This is a genomic window from Streptosporangium becharense (genome assembly GCF_014204985.1).
GTDB classification, from domain to species: domain Bacteria; phylum Actinomycetota; class Actinomycetes; order Streptosporangiales; family Streptosporangiaceae; genus Streptosporangium; species Streptosporangium becharense.
On sequence record NZ_JACHMP010000001.1, the window covers coordinates 5,335,981 to 5,357,883 of the forward strand.

The window sequence follows — 21,903 nt, forward strand, 5'->3', positions numbered from 1 at the left end:
GCACCCTGTGCGGGTGCTGCGGAGAAGCCGCCGGCGAGGAGTGAATGGTGACGGGCGCGATCCCCCTGAGCGCGACATCCCCCAAAAGAAACCTTTCTTCCTTGAAAGAGGAAGAACCGGTCATCGGTGCCCTGGTGACGGTCCGCGGGGAGCGCTGGGTGGTCAGCGAGATCGAAACCGGGAACGCCGGCACCCTGGTGGGCCTGCAGAGCGTCGAGGACGGCCGCTACGGCGACCGGCTCGACGTCGTCTGGGAGATCGAGCCGGGCCGCCGCGTCCTGCCCAGCGGCTCGCTGCCCGACGTGACCCCCGAGGGGTTCGACCCGCCCGAGCGGCTGGCCGCCTTCCTCGACGCCATCCGTTGGTCCGCCGTGGCGAGCGCCGACGTCAAGACGCTCCAGGCGCCGTTCCGCTCCGGGGTGGCCGTGGAGGACTACCAGCTGGAGCCGGTGGCCCGCGCGCTCGACGCACCCCGGGTGAACCTGCTGCTCGCCGACGACGTCGGCCTCGGCAAGACCATCGAGGCCGGGCTCGTCGCCCAGGAGCTGCTGCTGCGCCACCGGGCCCGCCGCGTCATGATCGTCTGCCCGGCCGGGCTCACCCTCAAGTGGCGTGACGAGATGGCCGAGAAGTTCGGCCTGGACTTCACGATCGTCGACACCGAGCGCTGCGCGATCGTGCGCCGCACCTACGGCAGCGCCGCCAACCCGTTCGAGGTGCACCCGCTGACCATCGTCAGCCTGCCCTGGTTACGCGGGCCGAAGGCGCAGCGCCTCCTCGACGAGGTGCTCGACTCCTCCGGGCTGGAGCGCCGCTTCGACCTGCTGATCCTCGACGAGGCGCACCACGTCGCCCCGGCCGCGCCGAAACAGGTCTACGCGGTCGACTCCCAGCAGACCAAGCTGATCCGCCGCCTCGCCCCGCACTTCACCCACCGGCTCTTCCTGTCGGCCACCCCGCACAACGGCTACCAGGCCAGTTTCACCGCGCTGCTGGAGATCCTCGACGACCAGCGCTTCGCCCGCGGTGTCGAGCCCGACCCCTCGGCCGTCGGGGAGGCGGTGGTGCGCCGGCTCAAACGGCACATCGTCAACGCCGACGGCACCAAGCGGTTCCTGGAGCGGGCCGCCCACGCCATGCCGGTCCGCTACCCCGACGACGAGCGGGAGATCCACGACCTGCTGAAGGAGTTCGCCCGGCTTCGCCGCGCCAGGCTCAACCGGAGCAGGAAGGGACGCAAGGCCGCCGACCTGGTGACGCTGCTGCTGAAGAAACGTCTGTTCTCCAGCCCCGCCGCGTTCGCCCACACGGTCGGCGTCTACCTGAGCACCGTCACCAGCACCAGCACCAGCACTGCCACCGGCACCTCCGCCTCTGCCGCGTCCGCGACCCAGGCCGCCGCGCCGGACGACGACGAGATCCCCGAGTGGATGGAGGACTACTGGGAGCAGACGGCCGTCCTCGACGACGAGCCGCTCGCCGCGGCCGAGGACGACGCCCTCGGCATGGCCGCCCCGCTCCAGGGTGCCGCCACCGAGGCCGAGATCACCCTGCTGCGGCGGATGCGCGGCTGGGCACTCGACTACGCCGCCGCCCCCGACGCCAAGGCCCGCGAGCTGATCACCTACCTCAAGGCCGTATGCCGCCCCGGCGGGCACTGGACCAACGAGCGGGTCGTGGTCTTCACCGAGTACCGCGACACCCAGAAGTGGCTGACCGAGCTGCTCCGTCAAGAGGAACTGGCCGGAGACCGGCTGGCGATCCTGCACGGCGGGATCGCCGCCGACGAGCGCGAGCAGCTCCGGGTCGCCTTCCAGACCGACCCGGCTGAGCACCCCGTCCGCATCCTGCTCGCCACCGACGCCGCCAGCGAAGGCATCGACCTGCAGAACCACTGCCACCGGCTGGTCAACTACGACATCCCGTTCAACCCCAACAAACTGGAGCAGCGGATCGGCCGCATCGACCGCTGGGGCCAGAAACGCAACCCGGACGTCCGCCACTTCGTCGGCACCGGCTGGGACAGGGCGGTCGACTCCTTCGAGGCCGACCTGGAGTTCCTCTCCCGGGTGGCGAAGAAGGTCGCCCAGATGGAGGACGACCTCGGTTCGGTCAACGCCGTGCTGGCGGACGCCGTGCAGCGGCGGATGCTGGGCGACATCCCCGACTACGACGTGGAGCGCGCCGCCCGCGAGACCCGCGAGGCGCGGCGGACCGTGCAGGCCGAGACGAACGTCGGCGAGCAGGTGCGCCGGCTCCGCGCCAACCTCGACGACACCGTGCGCGAGCTGGGCATCACCCCGTCCGGGGTGAAACGGGTCGTCGACACCGCGCTCGCCCTGGCCCGCCAGCAGCCGCTCCGCCCGCACCTGGATCAGAAACACCTCGCCGAGGGGCTGTACGACGTGCCGCCGCTCACCGGCTCCTGGGAACGCGCCACGGCCGATCTCGCCGCCAAGCTCAGGAAGTCGGGCGAGCCGCCCCGGCAGCGTCCGGTCACGTTCGACGCCGCGGCCACCCTCGACCCGGAGGGCCGGGTCCGCGACGACGTGGTCCTCGCCCACCTGGGCCACCCGCTCGTCGCCATGTCCACCCGGCTGCTGCGCGCCGCCGTCTCCAACCCCGAGATCGGCCTGCACCGGGTCGCCGCGGTCGTCAGCGACGACCCCGCCCTGGAGACCACCCTGGTCGGGGCGTTCTTCCGCTTCGTCCTGGTCGGCGGCGACGGCGTCCGGCTGCACGAGGAGGTCCTGCACGCCGGGGGCTGGGTGCCGGAGACCGGCCGGTTCCGGCGGCTGGAGAACCTGACCGCGCTCGGCGGCATCCTCGGCCGCGCTCTCGCCCAGGGCACCTCCGCCTCCGCCCCGGTACGGCACCGCCTGGCCGCCCTCTGGCCGAGGATCGGCGACGCCGTCGTGCAGTCGATCGACTGGCGCGTCGACGGCAAGGAGCAGAAGCGCCACCAGCTGGAACGCAAGCTCGCCCAGCGGATGGAGGCAGAGCAGACCAGGGTCGTCGCCAACCTCGACCAGTTCGGCGCGGCGCTGCGCGCCAAGCTCGCCGAGAACGAGGAGGACGACGCCCTCTTCAGCCGCATCGAGGCCACCCGGAGCAGGGAGGAGCTCGACCAGTACCGCAAGGACCGCAGATCCTGGGAGGAACGCTTGTCCCGCCTCGCCGAGGAACGTGACCGCGAGCTCGACGCCATCGCGGCCCGCTACCGCGACCCGCGACCGCACCGGTTCCCGGTGGCCGTGGTCTTCGTCGTGCCGAAGCGGGAGGCGACCCGATGAGCAGCCGCACCGGTTCCGCCACCGCTTCCGCCAGGTCCTCCCACAGGTCACCGGGCCGGCCCTCCGGCCGGGTCCACGACTCCGCGCGGCACCACCAGGGCTGGCTGAGCCTGGTGGACGTCTCCGGCCCCTTCCTCAGCCTGCCGGTGCTCCGCGAGACCTGGCCGACGCTCGACTCGCTGGACAGGTCACGGCGCGACCGGCTCCGCCTCCACCACGCCACCTGGCAGGCAGGCGGCGACCGCCGAGCGTGGATCTCCTACGTCCTGCGCGAACTGCTCCGCTGGGAGGACGCCGTCCGCATCGGCGGGCTCGACGCGCTGACTGTCGAGGTGCCCGAGCACGACACCTCCCTCACCCCATCGTTCGCGCTGTGCGTGCCGAAAGAGCCCGGGGGGCCCGGAGAGGCTGGGGAACCGGGTCGACCGGGAGAGCACGGGAAGCCCGGGGAACCAGGCCGACCGGGAGAAGTCGGGGACCTGGGCCGACCGGGAGACGCCGGGGAGCCGGGGGAGCGGGCCGTGTCCGGCGCGTCGCAGGACCCGGACGCGCTCAAGGACGTGCGTCTGCTCGGGATGATCACCAGCGGCCACCCCACGGCCCGGATGCGGACCTCCGGATGGGCCGCGACCCCCGTCGACCGGATGACCCGGCTCTGCCGCCACCACCGCGTCGAGCTCGGCCTGGTCACCGACGGCCGCTGGTGGGCCCTGGTCTGGGCACCCCGGGGCGGCGCCACCACGGTCGCCGTCTTCGACGCCGTCCCCTGGCCGGAGGCCGCCGAACGCGACGTCGTCCGCGCGTTCGTCTCGCTGCTCGACGTCGACCGCTTCTTCGCCGTGCCGGAGGGGCAGCGGCTGCCCGCCCTGCTGGCCGCCAGCGTCGACAACCAGGAGGAGATCACCGAAGCCCTCGGCGTCCAGGTCCGCCAGGCCGTCGAACTGCTGGTCACCGCGATCGGCCGCGCGGGCGTGCGCGACGACATCGGGGCCCACGAGGTCTACCGGGGCTCGGTCGCGGTGATGATGCGCATCGTCTTCTTGCTGTTCGCCGAGGAACGCGGCCTGCTGCCCGCCGGGAACGAGGTCTACGCCACCTCCTACTCGGCTGGCCTGCTCTGCGCCGAGCTGGAACGGCGGGCCCGTGAGGGCAGCGAGGAGGAGCTGGAGAACTCCTACGGCGCCTGGCACCGGCTGCTCGCCGTCTTCGAGGCCGTCTACCAGGGCGTCGACCATCCCCGCCTGACCATGCACCCGCACGACGGGTCGCTGTTCGACCCGCACACCTTCACCTGGATGCCGCTGACCATCGACGACCGGACCGTCCTGCACATGCTCAAGGCCGTGCAGTACGTCGAGGTCGGCACCGGGAAGAACCGCGAGCGCCGCAGGCTCAGCTTCCGCTCCCTCGACGTCGAGCAGATCGGCTACGTCTACGAGGGCCTGCTGTCGTATGAGGGGTTCCGTGCGGCGGACACCGTCGTCGGGCTCGTCGGCAAGCCCGGCCGGGAGGCGGAGGTCGAGCTGGCCGACCTCAAACGCCTCGCTGCGGACTTCGGGTTCGGCTTCGGCGGTCCCGGGGGTTCCGGAGGGCCGGGTGGTCCCGGCGGGTCCGGTGGTGCGGCGGGCGACAGGTTCGCGGCGAAGCTCGCCGAGCTGCACAAGGACACCGGCATCGGCACACCCGGAGCGCTCGCCCGGCGCCTGGCCCCGCTCGACGCGGCGGCCGAGCTGGAGGCGACCCGGAAGCTCCTCGCCGCCACCGACGGCGACGCCGACCTGGCCCGGCGGCTGCTGCCGTTCTACGGGATCCTCCGCGAGGACCTGCGCGGCCTGCCCGTCGTGATCCTGCCCGGCACGCTGTACGTCACCGAGTCGCCGCTGCGCAGGAACACCGGCACCCACTACACGCCGCGCAAGCTCGCCGAGGAGGTCGTCGCCGGAGCCCTGGAACCGCTGATCTACACGGTCGGCCCGTTGCAGACGGCCGACCGGACGCGGTGGAAGCCGAAGACGTCGCAGGAACTGCTGGCGCTCAAGGTCGCCGACATCGCCATGGGCTCGGCCGCGTTCCTGGTGGCCGCGGCCCGCTACCTCGGGGACGCCCTGGTCGACGCCTGGTCCCGCGAGGGCGACGCCGCCGCCGTCGCCTACTTGAAGACCGCCTCGGAGCACAGGGCGAACGCCGACGCGGACGCCGACCCGCTTGTCATCGAGGCCCGCCGGCAGATCATCGAGCACTGCCTGTACGGCGCGGACATCAACCCGATGGCCGTGGAGATGGCCAAACTGTCCCTCTGGCTCGTCTCCATGGACCCGTCCCGGCCGTTCACCTTCGTGGACGACCGGCTGGTGGCCGGAGACTCGCTGCTGGGGATCACGTCCATCGAGCAGCTCGAATACATGCACATGGACCCGGAGAAGGGCCGGGCGATCCACGAGGACCTCTTCGACTGGACGTCCGGAGTGCGGGAGAAGATCACCGAACTGGCCGCGCGCCGCCGGACGATCGCCGACATCGAGCTGGGGGAGGACCAGCTGGCCGGGCTGGGCCGCAAACGGGCCCGGCTTGAGGAGATCGGCATAGCCTCGGCCCAGCTCCGGCTGTTCGCCGACCTGACGGCGGGTGCGGCGCTGGCGTACGCGGGCAAGGGGGAACGGGGGCTCAGGGCCGGGTCGGAGCGGGCGGCGAAGCTGGCGAACGACGTGCATGAGGGGAAGGGGGAGCTGGAGGCCCGGGAGACGCGGAAGGAGTGGCTGGCGGCCGATCAGGTGGAGGGCAACTTCGACCGGCATCCGATCCACTGGCCACTAGTCTTTCCTGAAGTTTTCGAACAAGGCGGCTTTGATGCTGTAATCGGAAACCCGCCATTTCTCGGTGGTACGAAGATCGCGGGCCCGCTGGGGGCCGCTTACCGGGAGTACCTAGTCGAGGCGGTTGCGTCTGGAGTGCGGGCTGGCGGTCGATGCGATTTGGCCGGGTATTTTGTTTTACGTGCTCATGCGATTACCACCAGTGGTGGTCAGGCTGGTTTGATCGCTACTAACACTCTTGCTCAGGGTGATACACGAGAGGTTAGCCTTGATCAAATCGTTGCGACTGGTGTGACGATACGTCGAGCAGTCAAGAGTCGTCCCTGGCCATCCAAAAGTGCAGTTCTGGAGTATTGTGCAGTCTGGACTAGCCGCTCTGTGCTCGGTGAGCATGCGGAGCGGACTGCTGATGGTGTGGCGGTTTCGGGCATCACGCCTTCGCTTGACGCTGAATCTAGGGTTGGAGGCAACCCTGAACGGCTGGCGTCAAATATTAGGATGTCGTTTCAAGGGTCAAAATTAGATGGCATTGGCTTCACTTTAGAAATCGATGCGGCTCGATCGTTGATTGAAGATGATCCTCGTAATGCCGATGTGCTTTTCCCTTACCTTAATGGTCAAGATCTCAACTCTCGCCCGGATTGTTCCAGTAGTCGCTGGGTTATCAATTTCAAGGATTTGGGCGAGGCGGAAGCTAGAACCTACGACGGGCCTTATGGTCAGGTGTTTCGACTAGTCAGGCCTTTTAGGGCTGTTCATGGGGAGAGTCGAACCAGAGAAAATTGGTGGAAGTATCAGCGCTCAAGGCCTGAGCTGTACCGGGCCATCGTGGGGCTGAAGCGAGTCATCGCGATCACTCGGGTGAGCAAGGTTGTGATGCCAGCAATGGTGTCAACTGGCCAAGTTATAAGTGAGGCGATTGTCGTATTCGTAACGGATGACACGGCGATGTTGACGCTGCTGTCGAGCGCACCGCACTATTGGTGGGCGCTCACCCGGGCGTCAACGATGAAGGGGGACCTCCGCTACACGCCGTCAGACGTCTTCGAGACACTGCCCCTCCCCGAACTCACCCAGGAGATGCGAGACCTCGGCGACCGGCTCGACACCTTCCGTCGAGACCTCATGCTCTCCCGCCAGGCCGGGCTGACCGCGACCTACAACCTGGTCAACGACCCCACGTGCCAGGAGAGGGACATCGTCGAGCTTCGCCGCATCCACAGGGCCATCGACGAGGCGGTCTGCCGTGCCTACGGCTGGGACGACCTGATCGGCCGACTCGATCACGGCCACCACAACGTGGGCCGCGAGACCCGCTACACGGTCGGCCCCGGTGTTCAGCGTGAACTCGTGGATCGCCTGCTGGAGCTCAACCACGCCCGCTACGCGGAAGAGGTCGCCAAGGGCCTCCATGACAAGAAGCCCAGGAAAGGCGTGCGGAGCAGACCCAAGGGTGTGGTGAATACCGATCAGGAAGACCTGTTCTGACAGTCGGCGTTCGTTCTCCCATACCGCCCGCCTGCTCCTGGCGGGAGTCGACGTCTTCACCAGCGGTGTCGGTGCCGTCACGGGCAACGCGCCGACGAAGCCATTCGATGTGTTGAATCCGGTTGCAACGTGCGGCCGGATTCAACGCGTAGGGTCTTCACCGATCCCGGAGCGACTTGGCATCGCGGGTTGTTCGTAATGTGAGTGCTGCGCTAGGCGTCTGAGATGCGGTGTTGTCATATGCGGACCGATTTCGGACATGGCGATCTCGAACGAGGGAGCGCCGAAAATGCCCTCCTTCTTCGCCGCTCTCATTTCGTTAATGAGCAGCCGTTGATCATTTGGTGTCCTTTTGCTGGAATAGCCGGGTGACGACCCCGGGTACGGCCTCCACGGCGGCACCGTTACTCGCCGCGTACCGCAAAGTCACCGAACTCGCCGAGACCCACGCTCCCGCGCTGGACAAAGCAGCCCGGACGATGGCCACGAGCGCCTGGGTGGGCGGCGGCGCACCCAGGTTCGGCGACGAGCTGATGGAACGGCGCAAGCGGATGCAGGCGGCCTTCGAGCAGGCGCTCACCGAGATCGCCGATCTGATCACCAGGCAGGGCGAGAACCCGCCCCGGCCGCCCCGTCTGGTCTCACCGATCACGGTCGCCACCGCGGCCCGCAGTGCGTTCGCCGGCATGGACATCGAGGCGATGGAACGGCTGGTGGCCGAACTGGACCGCACCGGTCATTCGCTGCCGGAGGCGGGATCGAAGCTGAACGCCGAATGCGTGGCAGTGGGCGTGGCCGCGACAGCGGGCCGCACGGTCGGTGAGGCGGGCACCTGGGCCGCCAGCCAGGCCGGAGACCTGCGCAAACGCATGGAGCTCCTCAAGAAGGAAGGCCCGGCCCCCTTCGCCGGTGCGGCGGGCGGCACGGGCGGAGCCGGTGGCGTGGGTGCGGACCTGGCCGCCGCCGGGCTGGTGGGGTACGGGTTGTTCGGCGGCTTCGCCCCGGACGGCAACGGGGCCGGAGCACTGCTGGCCCGAGCGCAGACGGGTGACACCGAGGCGCTGGGCAAGGTGCTGGCGTTGCAGCGCGAAGGCAAGGACGCCGGTCTGGCCGGGCGGGTCAGCGCCTGGTGGCGGATGCTGGACCCGGCCGCCCGCCAAGGGCTGATCGACAAGGCGCCGGGTGCGGTTGGTTCCCTCAACGGCCTGCCCTCCGCCACCCGCGATTCGGTGAACCGGGCCTTCCTGTCTCTTGAGGAGAAGCGGCTGCGGGACGCGAAGGCCGACCTGGTCAAGAAACGAGACGAGCATCTCCGGCTGCCCGGTCTCTACGGGAGATCCGGGACCGTTCCCGGTATCGAGGTCGAGCTGGAGAAATACTCCACCATGCTCGCCCGTGTCGAGGCGGTGAAGGCGGCCCTCGCCGAAGGGGGCCGGAACGGCCGGCCTCCGGCGCTGCTGCTGGGCTTCGACGTGAACGGGCAGGGCCGGGCCGTGGTCTCGTACGGCGACCCGGACACGGCTCACCACGTCACCGCCTATGTGCCCGGCTTCACCACCACGGTCGAGGGGGACGGTGAGGACTTCAAACGTGCCCGGTCCACCTGGGACCAGGTTGACGGGTTGGCTCCCGGCAAGCGGACCGCGTCCATCGCCTGGCTCGGCTATGACGCACCTCAGATCAACCAGGTCTTCATGCCCGACCATTCGGTGGCCTCCGACAAGGCCGCCGAGAAAGGCTCCAAGGAACTGGTCTCCTTCGTCGATGGGCTGCGCGCCTCCCACCAGCCCGATGTTCCGGCCAACCTGACCATGGTCGGGCACAGCTACGGCTCGCTGACCACGGCCAAGGCCGCCGTGCAACGCCCGTTCGGCAAGCTGGCCGATGACCTCGTGTTCGTCGGCAGCCCCGGCCTCGGCGTCGGGCACGCCCGCGATCTGGGAGTAGATCCGTCGCGTGTGTGGGTCGGCGCGGCTCCCGACGATCAGGTCGCCGACCTTGAGAGTTTCGGAGGGAATCCTTACGCACCGAGCTTCGGGGCCAAGCATTTCCAGGTCGCGCCCGGAGGTCACTCCAACTATTGGAAGGACAGATCGGAATCCTTGCGTAACATCGGTCACATTATCGCTGGTGGATATGGAAAGGTGAATCCACCTCTGGAACCGGACCCGGCTCTTCTGTACTACCTGCAACAGCCGGTGCCTTCGGAGTGACCGGTCGGCTTTCGAAGGAGCACGATGACACAACGGTTTCGGACGTCAGTGCTAATCGCCGCGCTGCTGATATTCGCTGGGATCGGCGGTTGCGCAGGGGAGAGTGCCCAGATGAGCGATGATTCTTCGTTGACCGAGGCTGAGGCGGTCGCCCGGGTCGAGGAGCTGGTCCGCCAAGTGGTCGCCGGGATCACCCCCGAGCCACAGTTGGATCTCCTTCCCACGAGCCTGGCCGAGCATCCGTGCATTGCGAATGAAGGAAGCGTCTCAACGGGGAAGATATACGTCATCCGTTCCTATTACCTGAAGAGTCTACCCAAAGATCGTCTTTCAGAAGCTGGGCAGAAAATCCGGGACAACTGGGAGCAGGCTGGCCACAAGATAACGATGGCCCACATGTTCGAGTCCGGAGAGCCTCGGCTTTCTGGGGAGACGAGCGACGGCTTCGGCCTCGCCCTCGACACCACTATCACCACCAAGGAACTTCTTCTGAGGGTGGATTCGCCGTGTATGCGTCCCACCACCTCCTCCCCTTCGGCCGCTCCGTAGTCGGCGTGCCGGTCGAGGAGCACGGACGTGCTCGCGATGCGGTCGGCGCTCATCAGCCGGGCCACTCGATACGGACGGAGAAGCCGGGCGGTCCGTCGAGCGAGGGAGGAGGGCTGACTCCAGCGAGATCAGTGGGAAGAGGAAACGGTGGCTCGGCAGTCAGCGGTCTGCATCTGCGTTCTACTCGCCGGTTCGTCCTCTGGAGGACGCATCCTCCAGAGGACGAACCCGTTCTTGGCGGGCCGGCCTTCGTGGTCAGGTGAGGTCGTCGAAGCCGCCGCTCTTGATGCCGCCGATGAAGGCCGTCCACTCGTCATGGTGGAACGTGAGCGTGCCGCCTTCACGGTTCTTGGTGTCGCGGACGGCGACGGCGTCGGCGACGAACGCCACTTCGACGCAACTCGGACCGGTACCGCTGAGACTGCTCTTGCGCCACCGCGCACTGGAGAGATCGTGCTGCTGCATCCCATTTCCTTCCGCTAGTGATCTTCGCGTAGGGATGCGAGTAGCGCGGCCGTGGCGGCAGGGCTGAGCGCTATCGCGCGAAGATGCTCACAAATGTGGTTGTAGAGCCGGATATCCGCCTCCTTCTCAAGGAACAGATCACCGACCATGCTGTCAATGTGAATTACGTCGGGACCATCCGCGCCGAACTTCAGGACGATGAAGCTGCCGGGCATGCCCGGATGGGCTCCGGCGGAGAACGGGATGACCTGAACGGTGATGTGCGGACGCTGAGCTTGCTGGACGATATGTGCGAGCTGGGCACGCATGATGGCATCGCTGCCGACTGTCCGCGACAGCGCGGCCTGGTCCACGATCGCCCATAGCCGTAGAGGCGTGTCGCTATCCAGCAGTGCCTGACGCCGCATCCGAGCGGTGACGAAACTCTCGACCTCGGCGTCGGTGGCGGTCGGTACCACGCCGCGGACCACCGCCCGAGCGTAGTCCTCGGTCTGTAGTAGGCCGGGGATGAACAGTGACTCGTAGTTGATGGCCTGCTGAGCCTCGGCTTCCAAGCCGATGTAGGTGCTGTACGGGCCGGGAAGTTCTGCTTCGAGACCGTGCAGCCAGCCGCGCTGTTTGGCCTCTTTCTGCAAAGTCACCAGATCAGTGCGACGGTCGCCGGTGACACCGTAGGCGTCGAGTAGGGCATTGAGTGTCCGGAGCTGCGGCTTGGTCTTGGCCGTCTCGATTCGGTGAAGCGTAGCGAGGTTGACGTCGGTCTTCTCGGTGACCTCAGCCTGCGAAAGTCCGGCTTCCTGACGGAGGCGGCGTAGTTCGCCCGCCAGGCGGCGCAGGCGCACTGTAGGTGGTTGACGCCTGACCGGCGACAGAGGTGCGATTTCGCCCATACCCTCTTTCTCCTCCATCTTTAATGCCTTTCTGAATTATGCGGGCAGTGTAAATTCCTGCATTGCATTTACTTACAGTGATGGTGCATGCTCTCTGTGTAAGCCTTCCAGGTTGGACTCCTCCTGGAAGGCAAAACATGTGATTTCCCCAGACGGCCGGGCGGACGACCTTCCCTCCCGATGCGGCCCACCCCTGTCGGGTGTCCGTCCGGCTCCAGCGGTACGGCCGGCGGCGGTCCCCACACGCCTCCGGCCGTACCTCCCGTAGGACCGGCACCGTGTCCCCGTCCCCCGTGGGGAGAGCGGTGCCCCCGGCCGCGAACGGTGCCGGTCCTGCGGGCCTCACGTGTCGACCAGGATCGAGGGAAAATGACCGGTGTCACCACCAGCGAGCACTACCTGGGGCTTTCCGTCTTCCCGACCTCGCCCTATTACGCCCGCGTCCACGTCCAGCGCGTGCTGGAGGGGTGGCGGCGGGACGACCTGATCGAGACGGCCCAGCTCGTCGTCTCCGAGCTGGTGTCCAACGCGATCAAGGCACACGCCTCGTTCTTCGCCGCCACGGAGGCGACGGCCCACGCGAGCCCCGACCACATCTGGATGGACCTCTACCGGGCCGATGAGACGGTCGTGCTGCGCGTCTGGGACGCCGGCCGCACCCCGCCCGTCCTCAGAAACCCCGACCCGGACGACGAGGGCGGACGCGGCCTCTACCTCGTCGACCTGATCGCGAAGGAGTGGGGCTACTACTGGCCGGCGTCGGGCGGAAAGATCGTCTGGTGTGCCCTGGCGGCCCCGCCGCCCCCCGGGAGGGAACGGAATGACCGCCGTCGCGGGGGCGGCCCCCGGCCGGGCGGGTCAGTGCCGCGCGGCGGAAGGCGGGACCTTCTCCGGGACGGACCGGAGCTCCCCTTCGAGCGCGTCGACGAGTGCCCTGGCCGCCTGGCGCAGCCGTGCCCGGCGGGCACTCAGGTCTTCGGCGAACCGCCGGGCCGTCGGCCCCACCCACACCGGCTGACCGGTGAACTGGTCGTGGGCGGAGTCGAGCGCGGTCTCCAGGATGGCGACCCGCGTCTTGACCTCCGCCAACGTCTCTTCCAGCACCTGACGCCGCGGGTTGGGCACCAGATCCTCCGGATGAGGACTCATAAACCCCTCTTCGGACGTGGATACACCGGCAGATTTAATGGACATTATTAGGTCTACAACACATCGGCCAGCCCCGGAGGAATTCATGGCATGTTCTGCACGGCGTGGCGTGGCGGTTTGCGCGGCGGTATTGCTGGCGGTGTCCGGATGCGCCGACAGCGGCCCTACGGCGGCAGAAGCCGGCGAGACTCTCAAAACGCACATCACGGAGTTGATGAAGGAGGGCCATGTTCTAGACGTCCGTATTACTGATTCTGGTGGGCGTGATATCCCTTGTGGTGAAGGTAAGGCGAAGCGGACCTTCGCTGCCGCAGGCAGGGACTCCGCAGAGCGGAGTGATCCAGACGGACTTAATACCTATCTGATTGGTGTGCTCTCCTCGGTTGCCCCTTACCGGATCGTCGAAGACCGAGGGAACGCTCCTATCCGGCTCGCCAATGGCGAGTACAAGACAGTGATCATCCTGGAGTCTCCGGCCGAAGGGCAGTATGCGGTTCGGGGTGAGACCGAGTGTCTTCCGGTTTCGTGAGCTAGCTGTCATAGGCCAATGCGCGATCGCGGCCCCGTTTGTTGCCGCCATCGAACCGGAGTGCTGTTCTGCTGGACAGCTCTCCCAGTAAGAACTCTTCGTCGCCGCCCATCCCGTTGGCCACCGCCCACTTCTCGAATGCCTCAAGCCCCCGGTTGCCGTGCTTGATCAGCTCGGAGAACGGCTTGAGGTTGCCCTTGGCGTCGGTGATGGCCACGTCGGAGGGGTGGGCGGCCTGGAACTCGGCGGGTGTCACCTTCGGGGTGAAACCGTTGGCCATGAGCACCTGGGCGTAAGTGTGCTGGCGGCCGAGGGTCTCCGTCCTGTCCCCCTTGTTCACCCGGTCCATCCGAGTTTCGTCATCTTTGCCGAAGTTGTCCTCGGCGGAGAGGGAAGTGCTCAGCGCCAGCCAGCCGAACCCCACCCCCAGCGTCGGCGAGAAAAGCGTGCCCGTCAGCCCGATGGAGGCGTCGCGGAGGAACTTCACCACGTCCTGCTGCTGTTTGTCGATCATGTCCAGGTTGCCCTGGACCTTCTCGACGGCGGCCAGCTCGAAGCCGCGTACGTTGCCCAGGGCGGTGAACACCCGGTCCAGATGGTCGATGTCCTTGGTGCGCCGGGCCGCCGCCGAGGCGTCGGCGATGAGTTTCTGGGAGAAGCGGCCCATGCCCTGGTCGAACGGGGCGAGGTTCTTGGCGGAGTCGGCGAAGGTCTTCAGGAAGCGGAGGGTGTCTCTCGGGCTCAGGGTGAACGCCGCCGTCGTGCCGAAGGCCGAGGTGAAGGGCTTCAGCGTGCTCGCCTCGGTCATGTTGGAGTCGCCGATGTTCGCACCCTCGGTGATCTCGGCGGCGTAGGCGCCGGCCAGCGCCGCCATGAAGGGCCTGGCCCTCGGCGCGACCTGCATGGGTGTGCCCGGAGAGTCCTTGGTGCCGTCGGTGTCCCTGAGGTCCCCCATGATGATCATGGTGTTGAAGGCGAACTTCGCGGCTTCCGGGCTGTGCGGGCCCTCCTCGTAGGCTCCGCCCGCGGCGGCGAGCATCCGGCCGAACTCAGCGCCGGCGTCGAAGTCCATCCCCGCCGGCCGCTGGAAGGGGAGCTCGGGGGTTTCCACGCGATTGAGCTCGGTGAACAGGTCCCTGAGGTCTTCGCGTGACATGGTGTTGAACAGGCCCCTGGCCGCGTCGGGGCTGTTCGCCAGGGCGGGCAGCAGCGGGACGAGGTCGGTCTTCCACCGCCGGGGGCGGCTGCCGTCGCCGCCGACCGGTTTCCCCACCCTGCTCCGTGCTATCTCGGTGAGCCACGCGGTGGGGAACATGCCGTGCCGGAGCAGGATCGCCAGCTCACTCCCCGACGCCTTCTTGATGTCGCCCGCCTTCCACGCCGAACCCAGGAGGCCCGGCTGCGCGCCGACCGCCGTGGCCAGGGCGTTGCCGATGACCTTCCGGTGCTTCTCGGCGGCTTTCTTGTCGTACCTCTCCAGGCGGGTGACCATGGAGATCATGCCCTCGGGGCCGATGATCCGGAAGAACCCGGCGGTGAGGTAGGGGTCCTTCTGCCCGTCGGCGAGCTTGCCGAGGATCCGGTCGTAGGCGGCGGTGGGCAGGCCGAGAGGGGAGGAAGGAAGACGGCCGAACTCGAAGGCCAGCTCGGTGCCCTTCCGGGCGTTGCCCGCCGGGGACTTCCCCGTCTTCTCGTCGTAGGGCAGCAGCCCCCATCTGACCGGGTCGAGGAGCCCGCCGCCGGCCGACGTCGGGCCTTTCCCGGGGAGGCCGGGACCCGTCCCGAGGAGAGGAAGGTCCTGGTTGATCGTCTGCAGGCGTTTGCGCAGCGTCGGGAGCTCGTCGCCGACCCAGCCCTCGATCTCCTTGATCGGTTGCAGCCCCACCGCCGACACCTCGGCGGACGTGAGCAACCGCCGAATCCGCTCGGACTGCTCGCCGATCACGCCGCGACCGCGCTCCAGCGCGTTGACGAAGCCGTCCATCAGGTCGGGATCGATTCCGGTGAAGTGCGGTGACGAAGGCCCTGTCGCCGAAGATATCGGGTCCACTGTTCCCTCCCCCTGTTTTCGATTTTCACCCCGTCCCCCACGGCCATATTAGAAAGGGGTGGTGCGAATCCGCTATGCGAATCCGCGGGCGAGCTGGTTCATGGGCCCGTGTATCCCGGATTCATCGACCCGCACACCCCGGAGCCGGAGTCGGCGATTGATGATATGCCTCGACCTTAATCTCATATTTAACCGGCGCGAATGGATAATCTTGATCGCCTTATATCCCGTGTGTAACTCTTGTGCGTTGTGGCGGCGAATGCGACAGCGGAACTGGAGGCTGCGTTATCACGGGTCGTGGGGCTCGCGCAGGACCACGTTCCGATGCTCGACTCGTGCATGCGGTGCATGGTGTCGAACGCCTGGGTCGGCGGGGGAGCACCGGTCGGGCCGTGGCCAAACCGGGACATGTGCAAGGCCATCACCGTCCGTGGAACGAGGATGAAAAAGGCTCACTGCCCGTCCCAAGCCTGATGACTTCCTGCTCCCGATCACGGCAACCGGCAACGGCGACGTGCTGAATCTAGGAGCTTTCGTCGTGCCGCATCTGGCCGAACGGGACACCGGAGCCTTCCTCCAGCACCTTGACATGACGGCCACGTCGTAGGTCGTCGCTCTCGGAAGGCCTGCGAGGCCGCCGGGCTCGTGTCGTTCGCGGCTCCGGCGATGTCCTCTTGCGGAGCGGGCCGGGTGTCCACTGATTCGAACAGTTCGATTTTTGGAATCCGATACATCAAGTCCCTGGGGATGCTCCTGCTGCCTCGATAGCATCGGGGACATGCTCCAGGAACTGCGTGAACGCGCCGCACTCGTGGCGTTGTTGCAGCGTCCTGGCGCCAAGTGGCAGGACATCGCGCTCGACGTGCTTGGGACCGGTAGTGCGGTGACCGTGCTTGAGAGAGAACTCCGGCCTCAGGACGCGTTGTTCCCCGAGACGGATCCCGTGGTGTCCGCCGTCGCGCGGGCCGCCGAATCCCTGGCCGCCTGGGAGGTGGCGGGCATCGGCATCCACGCCTGTTTCGACAACGATTACCCGAGTCAGTTGCGCAGCATCCACCAGATGCCCCCGCTGCTATTCTCGCGAGGCGCCCTCATCGAGGACCCGCGCGATAGCCGTCGTGGGCACACGGCAGGCGAGCGAGCAGGGTCTTCGGACCGCGTCCATCGTGGCGAGAGAACTGGCCCTGCACAAGGTGACCGTGGTCAGCGGCCTCGCCAAGGGCATTGACACCGCCGCGCACAGAGCGGCACTCGAAGCGGGTGGCCGGACCGCGGCTGTCATCGGGACGGGCATCAACCGTTTCTACCCGGGCGAGAACCGGACGTTGCAGCAGTGGATTGCTCACGAAGGCGCGGTGATCAGTCAGTTCTGGCCGGATGCCCCGCCTGTCAAGCAGAGCTTCCCGATGCGCAACGCGGTGATGAGCGGTTACGCGGCGGCCCCGGTGGTGGTGGAGGCGCCTTGGAAGAGCGGTGCACGTATCCAAGCCCGTCTGGCTCTGGAGCACGGCCGCTCCGTCGTGATGCCCGATCAGCTCCTGGAGCACGACTGGACGCGAGAATATGCGGAGAAGCCCGGAGTTTACGTGGCTTCCAGCCTCGAAGAGCTACTTTCGGTGGTGGAGCAATCGATCTCGGATCTGCACACCGGCCCTGATGCGCTTCCGGAGACCGCCTACCTTGTCGAAACCGGCTGATCCCTGGCATTCCGTTCGTGCAGAGCCGCTCAGCAGGCCCTTTATCTTCGCAATCCCCTTGGTCCCTCGCTTTCTGTCTGTCATGTGTGCCGAGGTCGCATGAACCCCGGCTGGAGCCGGTGCCACCCGTGTGAGCGGCATGTGGAGCCGGCGGGGTCACGGGTCGCCGACGTCGTGGTGCCCGTCTCCTACGCGATAAAGGGGGCACAGCACGCGCACAATCTCATCGCTTACAAGGCGCGATCCCCTCACTGAGAAGCCAGACCGTTCTCCTCAGTCTTCTTCTGCTCTTCGTCCAGGAGCATCTCGGCTGCGTTTCCCGAGCGACCGGCGTCGCCGGCTGGAGCCATGCGGCGGTCGTGTCCAGCACCAAGAACCGGTCGGGTGAGCATCCCCTGCGAGTATTGACAGGGGGTACGCGAGAACTCATGCGCCGCTGGGTGGTCGGGTAGAACGAACAATGGTCGCTGGGCCGCGGGTGGGCAGCGCCTTCCGGGGACTGTGAATCGATAGACCCACCCGCTCGTCCGTGGCAATTCGGCTGAGGGTGGAATCATTGCTCGCTGCGCGGACGGTGACGATCCTGCTGCCAGGATAGAGCGATCCAGGCCGGGTGCTCTTCTTGGGCCACCGATTGTGTGAGATCTGTCTCCCGCTGTAACCGCATTAAATGACTTGCGCAAGTACTGGGGGTCGGGGTTATAGTCTTAATGCGATCATGGAGCTGCCCGCGCGATGAGACATCCCGGAGGAAAGCAGCCCTTCGAAATCGTCTTCCCGTGTCATGGCCTGCCATAACGCCTCCCAGAGCAGATTGACAGCCCGGTTCGCGTCGGCGCCACCGCACGTTGACGCACCCTGTCTCTTCGAAACCGTTCGGCATCGCGAACCGTTGCATGTGGCGGCGGCATCGCTGCGAATGAAGCAAGTCGCAACATCTACGAAAGGTGTGACGATGGTGCGTAAATTCACTCGCCGGTTCGACTCCCAGGCGCCGCGGAACCCCAACGCGGAGCTTTACGACAGTCACGTGCTGAGGCCCAGTTCCTGGGGAACGGCTTACATCGTCCCCGGGGGTGCGCGGAAGTCCGCTTTCCACACCTCTCTCACGTGCGAGGCTCTGCTCCGGACGCTCGAACTGACCCGGAGGCTCGGGCATGATCTCGATGTCGTCCCCGTCGAGCTCCGCCAGGCGTGTCAGGCTTACGCCGTCTGCCCGATGTGCTCCGAGCGATACGTCAGCAGTCCCCAGTACCGACGGTGTCTTGTGTGGCTCGACGCTGACTGGCGCCCGGGAGCCGTGCTCCTCGAATGGCGGCGGGCAGCAGACCGGGTATGGCACGGTGTGGTGGTCGTCCGCCGTTGGCGTGGAAGGGGGTCGTTCGCACTGGCAATGCCGGAACATGACCTTAAAAAGCTCGGCCACGCTCTGCCGTCCCGCTGAATCCGGTTGACCTCGATTTTTCGCGCGGATCTCGGAAAACTCGATCACCCACGAGAAAAGTGCCCTTGGTCCTGGGGAGAGCGGACCCTTCCGGGGTCTGTACGAGCCGGTTCGCGGGCACTTCTCTCGTGAAGGCGTCGTGACGCCGACATGTCCGCGAACGATCATGCGTACCGCCGTCCTCTGTTCTGCCGTCCTCCGCTTCGGGATGATGGCTACCGGAGGCTCTGCGGGTGGCGTTTCCGAACCACATCGTTCTCGCCGCGGTCGGCCTGGTCGGCTCTCGGAGGAAAGCTGCAGGTCGGCGCCATATTTCTGTCGGACTCGGCTGATATCGATGGCCACCACAATGATTCCGAGATTTGTGGAGCTGCGGCATGGCGACAGTCACCTTCCGGGACGAGACCGCGACGGGAAGACCGATAGAGGAGTTCACCCTCCCCGACCTGCCGGAGAGCATCTCCGCCCGAGAACTGGTGCGGCTTCGCGTCCGTGAGGAGGTCGCCCGCCACAACGCCGACCCCTCTTCCCGGTTCACCGGCCTGGTCCGCCCGTCGGACGCCGAGGCTGAGCTGAACGGCTACCGGATGGGCGGTGCCAGGCGGCGGATCGACTGGGAGAAGCAGGCGGACGTCGCGGAGCGGGCGTTCCAGCGCAACGGTTTCGTGCTGCTGATCGGGGAGCGGCAGATCGAGGACCTGTCCGAGGTGATCGACCTGACCGGTGACCCGGTGGTGTCGTTCATCAAGCTCGTCCCGCTGGTCGGGGGCTGACATGGGTGTCCTCGCCGACTTCCCATGCGCTCACGACCACGTCATCCGCCAGGTCGACCTGCCGGCCCGCGACGTCTTCGCCCGCTTCGACACGGCCTTCGCCGAGGGACGGCGGCTCCCCGGCGAGGACGACGACCTGCGGTTGTTCGGCCGCTGGGCACAGATGCGGCTCAGCCTGGGCACGGACGGGGGCCACGATCACGACGAGCGTGTCCTGCGCCTGACCCGCTCCGTCGCCGAGACCGGCATCCCCTGGACGGTCCAGGACGTCAGGTTCCTCTGGTCGGCCGCCCACGCGCTGATGACCTGGAGGCACACCAACTACCCGGAGCTGTACCGGATCCCGCTCGCCGCGGTCCGGCGCCTGGACTACGCCGACCGCCGCCGTGTCCTGGAGGGGACACCGGAGTGGTTCCGCCGGTACCACCGGCCGGTCTGGGAAGCCGTGCACGAGCAGTTGGAGGAGGTGCTGACCGAACCCGCCGAGAACGGCCCGGCCGCCCTGATCCGCAACGTGATCTGGAACTGTGACTCCTTCGCCCGCATGCTCGCCGAGGAGTACGGCCCGCGCTTGGCCGGCCCCGCCGTCCTGCCGCTGCTGCACCACTGGAACACCGCCCGGTCCGCCAAGCCCAGCGACAGGTGGCTGAAGACCGCTCGGATACTGCTGACGCCCGAGGCCGCCGGTCTCGTCCGCGAGATCCTCACCCGGGTCGCGGCCCACCGGGAGAAGCCCGTCGAGAACGGCCACGGTTGGGCTGAGACCGTCTTCCTGCACGAGCGCACCGCCGTACCCGTGCGCGGCATGGTGTGGACGTGCGAGCTGATCGATGAGCCGTGGGTGGCCTCGCTCCTCGGTGACGTCGCCCTGACCTGCGGTGTCGGGATCGGCGGGTCGGGAGCCAACTGCCGCAGCGAGAAGCTCGCCAACGCCGCCGTCGGCGTCCTGGCCCGCCGCGGCGGGCTGGACGCGGTCGCGCCGCTGGCCCGGATCCAGGTCAAGGTCCGCAAGAAGACCGTGCTGGCGGGCGTGGCGCGCACCCTCGACGCGGTTGCCGACCAGGCGGGCCTGACCCGCGAGCAGCTGCTGGACCGCACCGTGCCCACCTTCGGGCTCGGCCCGGACGGGGTCCGGGAGGAGAGGATCGGCGACTGCCTCGTACGGCTGTGTGCCGACGGCAGCGCGCTGCGGTTCGTCAACGCCGCCGGAAAGACCGTCAAGGCGGCCCCGCAGGCGATCCGCAAGGACCCGGCGCTGGCCGAGCTCAAGACCACGCTCAAGGAACTCAGGCAGGCCCTGCCGGCCGAGCGGTTCCGGCTGGAGCGGGCACTGGCCGAAGAACGCATGTGGCGCTGGCACCAGGTGGAGGAGTTCTTCCTCGACCACCCGGTCACCGGCCGGTACGCCCGCAACTTCATCTGGCAGATCCTCCAGGGCCCGGCCGGGATCCCCGTCCGGACCGCCGGCGGCTGGGAGCTCACCGACCCGCGGGGACGCCGCATCCAGCCGTCCCCCGACACCCCGGTCCTGCTCTGGCACCCGATCCGCGAGGCGGCCGAGGACGTGCGGGCCTGGCGCGACCACCTGCTGGAGCACGGGATCCGCCAGCCGTACAAGCAGGCGTTCCGCGAGGTCTACCTGCTGACCCCCGCCGAGGAACGCACCGGCACCTTCTCCAACCGGTTCGCCGGGCACGTGCTGCGCTACGGCCAGGCCAAGGCCCTGCTGAACCAGCGCGGCTGGACCGACCTGTCGATCGGCCACTGGGACTACGAGTGCGGAGGCGACCAGGGCGACGCCGTCAAGGAGCTGTCCGGCTGGCAGGCCCGCTGGGGCATGCACGTGGTCGGCGATCCGGGCACCGACGGCTGGGGCACCGCCTCCTTCTGCGCCACCGAGCAGATCGCCTTCCACCCCGCCGGGAACACGCTCAGCCGCTACGACCACGCCTATCGCGAGGGCGTGCCGCTGACCGAGGTGCCACCGCTGGTGCTGTCGGAGGTGCTGCGCGACGCCGACCTGGCCGTGGGCGTCACCTCGGTCGGTCTCGACGAGCAGGCGACCGGCGGGCACGAGGACTACTGGCACTCCTACGGGTTCGGCGAACTCACCGAGACCGCAAAGACCCGGCGCGACGCGCTCGCCCGGCTGCTGCCCCGGCTGAGGATCGCCGGCCGGGCGGAACTGACCGACCGGTTCCTGCGGGTCCGCGGCGACCTGCGCACCTACCGGATCCACCTGGGGTCGGGCAACATCCTGATGGAGCCCAACGACGCCTACCTGTGCATCGTCCCGACCCACGACCGTGACGCCGCGTCCGTCTTCCTGCCCTTCGAGGAGGACGGCGGCATGCTGTCGGTCATCCTGTCCAAGGCGTTCCTGCTCGCCGCCGACACGACGATCACCGACCCGTCGATCACCCGCCAGCTCGGCGGCTGAAAGGGCCGCGGCGGTCTCCCCGGGGTGCTCCCCCGGCTCGCGAGGAGGGGGGTCATACGACTCGCCGACGAGACCGCCGCGTGGCGTCGCCGCCCGCTGTGGAGGGGCCG

At 67.5% G+C, this 21,903-nt stretch carries 13 protein-coding genes; 10 read left to right on the top strand and 3 right to left on the bottom strand.

Translation table 11 applies throughout. The features are described 5' to 3' along the window. Positions 1-101 precede the first annotated feature (101 nt). The 4 genes from drmD (at position 102) to F4562_RS23455 (ending at position 10,356) form a co-directional block, all read left to right on the top strand. Positions 102-3,293, top strand: coding sequence for a DISARM system SNF2-like helicase DrmD (gene drmD, locus F4562_RS23440; RefSeq protein WP_246473527.1), 3,192 nt, complete (start codon positions 102-104; stop codon positions 3,291-3,293). Continuing rightward, complete coding sequence (locus tag F4562_RS34295) at positions 3,290-7,594, top strand: collagen-like triple helix repeat-containing protein (RefSeq protein WP_221206783.1); 4,305 nt, start codon at positions 3,290-3,292, stop codon at positions 7,592-7,594. Before drmD ends, F4562_RS34295 begins: the two co-directional genes overlap by 4 nt. A gap of 368 nt (positions 7,595-7,962) precedes the next feature. Continuing rightward, positions 7,963-9,807, top strand: coding sequence for an alpha/beta hydrolase (locus F4562_RS36435; RefSeq protein ID WP_184541129.1), 1,845 nt, complete (start codon positions 7,963-7,965; stop codon positions 9,805-9,807). 129 nt (positions 9,808-9,936) lie between these two features. Continuing rightward, the gene (locus F4562_RS23455) at positions 9,937-10,356 is read left to right on the top strand and encodes a hypothetical protein (RefSeq protein WP_184541128.1); all 420 of its coding nucleotides are present in this window, start codon (positions 9,937-9,939) and stop codon (positions 10,354-10,356) included. Between the two features lie 255 nt (positions 10,357-10,611). Here F4562_RS23455 and F4562_RS23460 read toward each other — a convergent pair whose 3' ends face one another. Then, positions 10,612-10,821 carry a DUF397 domain-containing protein gene (locus F4562_RS23460; RefSeq protein WP_184541127.1) on the bottom strand — a complete coding sequence of 70 codons (210 nt, stop codon included), beginning with the start codon at positions 10,819-10,821 and terminating at the stop codon, positions 10,612-10,614. A 14-nt stretch (positions 10,822-10,835) separates the two neighbouring features. Continuing rightward, positions 10,836-11,711 carry a helix-turn-helix domain-containing protein gene (locus F4562_RS23465; RefSeq protein ID WP_184541126.1) on the bottom strand — a complete coding sequence of 292 codons (876 nt, stop codon included), beginning with the start codon at positions 11,709-11,711 and terminating at the stop codon, positions 10,836-10,838. A gap of 369 nt (positions 11,712-12,080) precedes the next feature. On the opposite strand from F4562_RS23465, the gene F4562_RS23470 reads away from it, so the two are divergent. Further along, positions 12,081-12,911, top strand: a complete 831-nt coding sequence (locus F4562_RS23470; RefSeq protein ID WP_184541125.1) for an ATP-binding protein — start codon at positions 12,081-12,083, stop codon at positions 12,909-12,911. A gap of 34 nt (positions 12,912-12,945) precedes the next feature. Then, entirely contained in the window at positions 12,946-13,389 is a 444-nt protein-coding gene (locus F4562_RS23475) for a hypothetical protein (RefSeq protein WP_184541124.1), read from the top strand. A gap of 1 nt (position 13,390) precedes the next feature. On the opposite strand, the gene F4562_RS23480 is transcribed toward F4562_RS23475, so the two are convergent. After that, on the bottom strand, positions 13,391-15,439 hold the full coding sequence (locus F4562_RS23480) for a hypothetical protein (RefSeq protein WP_184541123.1): 2,049 nt from the start codon (positions 15,437-15,439) through the stop codon (positions 13,391-13,393). Between the two features lie 778 nt (positions 15,440-16,217). Here F4562_RS23480 and F4562_RS36440 point away from each other — a divergent pair. The 4 genes from F4562_RS36440 (at position 16,218) to F4562_RS23495 (ending at position 21,793) form a co-directional block, all read left to right on the top strand. Further along, the gene (locus tag F4562_RS36440; RefSeq protein ID WP_221206895.1) at positions 16,218-16,667 is read left to right on the top strand and encodes a hypothetical protein; all 450 of its coding nucleotides are present in this window, start codon (positions 16,218-16,220) and stop codon (positions 16,665-16,667) included. Then, positions 16,558-17,136: a DNA-processing protein DprA gene (locus tag F4562_RS34305; RefSeq protein WP_221206782.1), complete on the top strand. Its 579-nt coding sequence runs from the start codon at positions 16,558-16,560 to the stop codon at positions 17,134-17,136. The genes F4562_RS36440 and F4562_RS34305 overlap by 110 nt, the downstream gene beginning before the upstream one ends. Before the next feature lie 1,821 nt (positions 17,137-18,957). Continuing rightward, complete coding sequence (locus F4562_RS23490) at positions 18,958-19,353, top strand: hypothetical protein (protein WP_184541122.1); 396 nt, start codon at positions 18,958-18,960, stop codon at positions 19,351-19,353. A 1-nt stretch (position 19,354) separates the two neighbouring features. Further along, on the top strand, positions 19,355-21,793 hold the full coding sequence (locus F4562_RS23495; RefSeq protein WP_184541121.1) for a DUF4132 domain-containing protein: 2,439 nt from the start codon (positions 19,355-19,357) through the stop codon (positions 21,791-21,793). Positions 21,794-21,903: the final 110 nt, after the last annotated feature.

Coding starts and splice junctions, on each gene's coding strand:
- F4562_RS34295 (WP_221206783.1), top strand. CDS start 3,290: ATGAGCAGCCGCACCGGTTCCGCCACCGCTTCCGCCAGGTCCTCCCAC.
- F4562_RS23470 (WP_184541125.1), top strand. CDS start 12,081: ATGACCGGTGTCACCACCAGCGAGCACTACCTGGGGCTTTCCGTCTTC.
- F4562_RS23465 (WP_184541126.1), bottom strand. CDS start 11,711: ATGGGCGAAATCGCACCTCTGTCGCCGGTCAGGCGTCAACCACCTACA.
- F4562_RS23495 (WP_184541121.1), top strand. CDS start 19,355: ATGGGTGTCCTCGCCGACTTCCCATGCGCTCACGACCACGTCATCCGC.
- F4562_RS23490 (WP_184541122.1), top strand. CDS start 18,958: ATGGCGACAGTCACCTTCCGGGACGAGACCGCGACGGGAAGACCGATA.
- F4562_RS23475 (WP_184541124.1), top strand. CDS start 12,946: ATGGCATGTTCTGCACGGCGTGGCGTGGCGGTTTGCGCGGCGGTATTG.
- F4562_RS36440 (WP_221206895.1), top strand. CDS start 16,218: ATGCTCCAGGAACTGCGTGAACGCGCCGCACTCGTGGCGTTGTTGCAG.
- F4562_RS23460 (WP_184541127.1), bottom strand. CDS start 10,821: ATGCAGCAGCACGATCTCTCCAGTGCGCGGTGGCGCAAGAGCAGTCTC.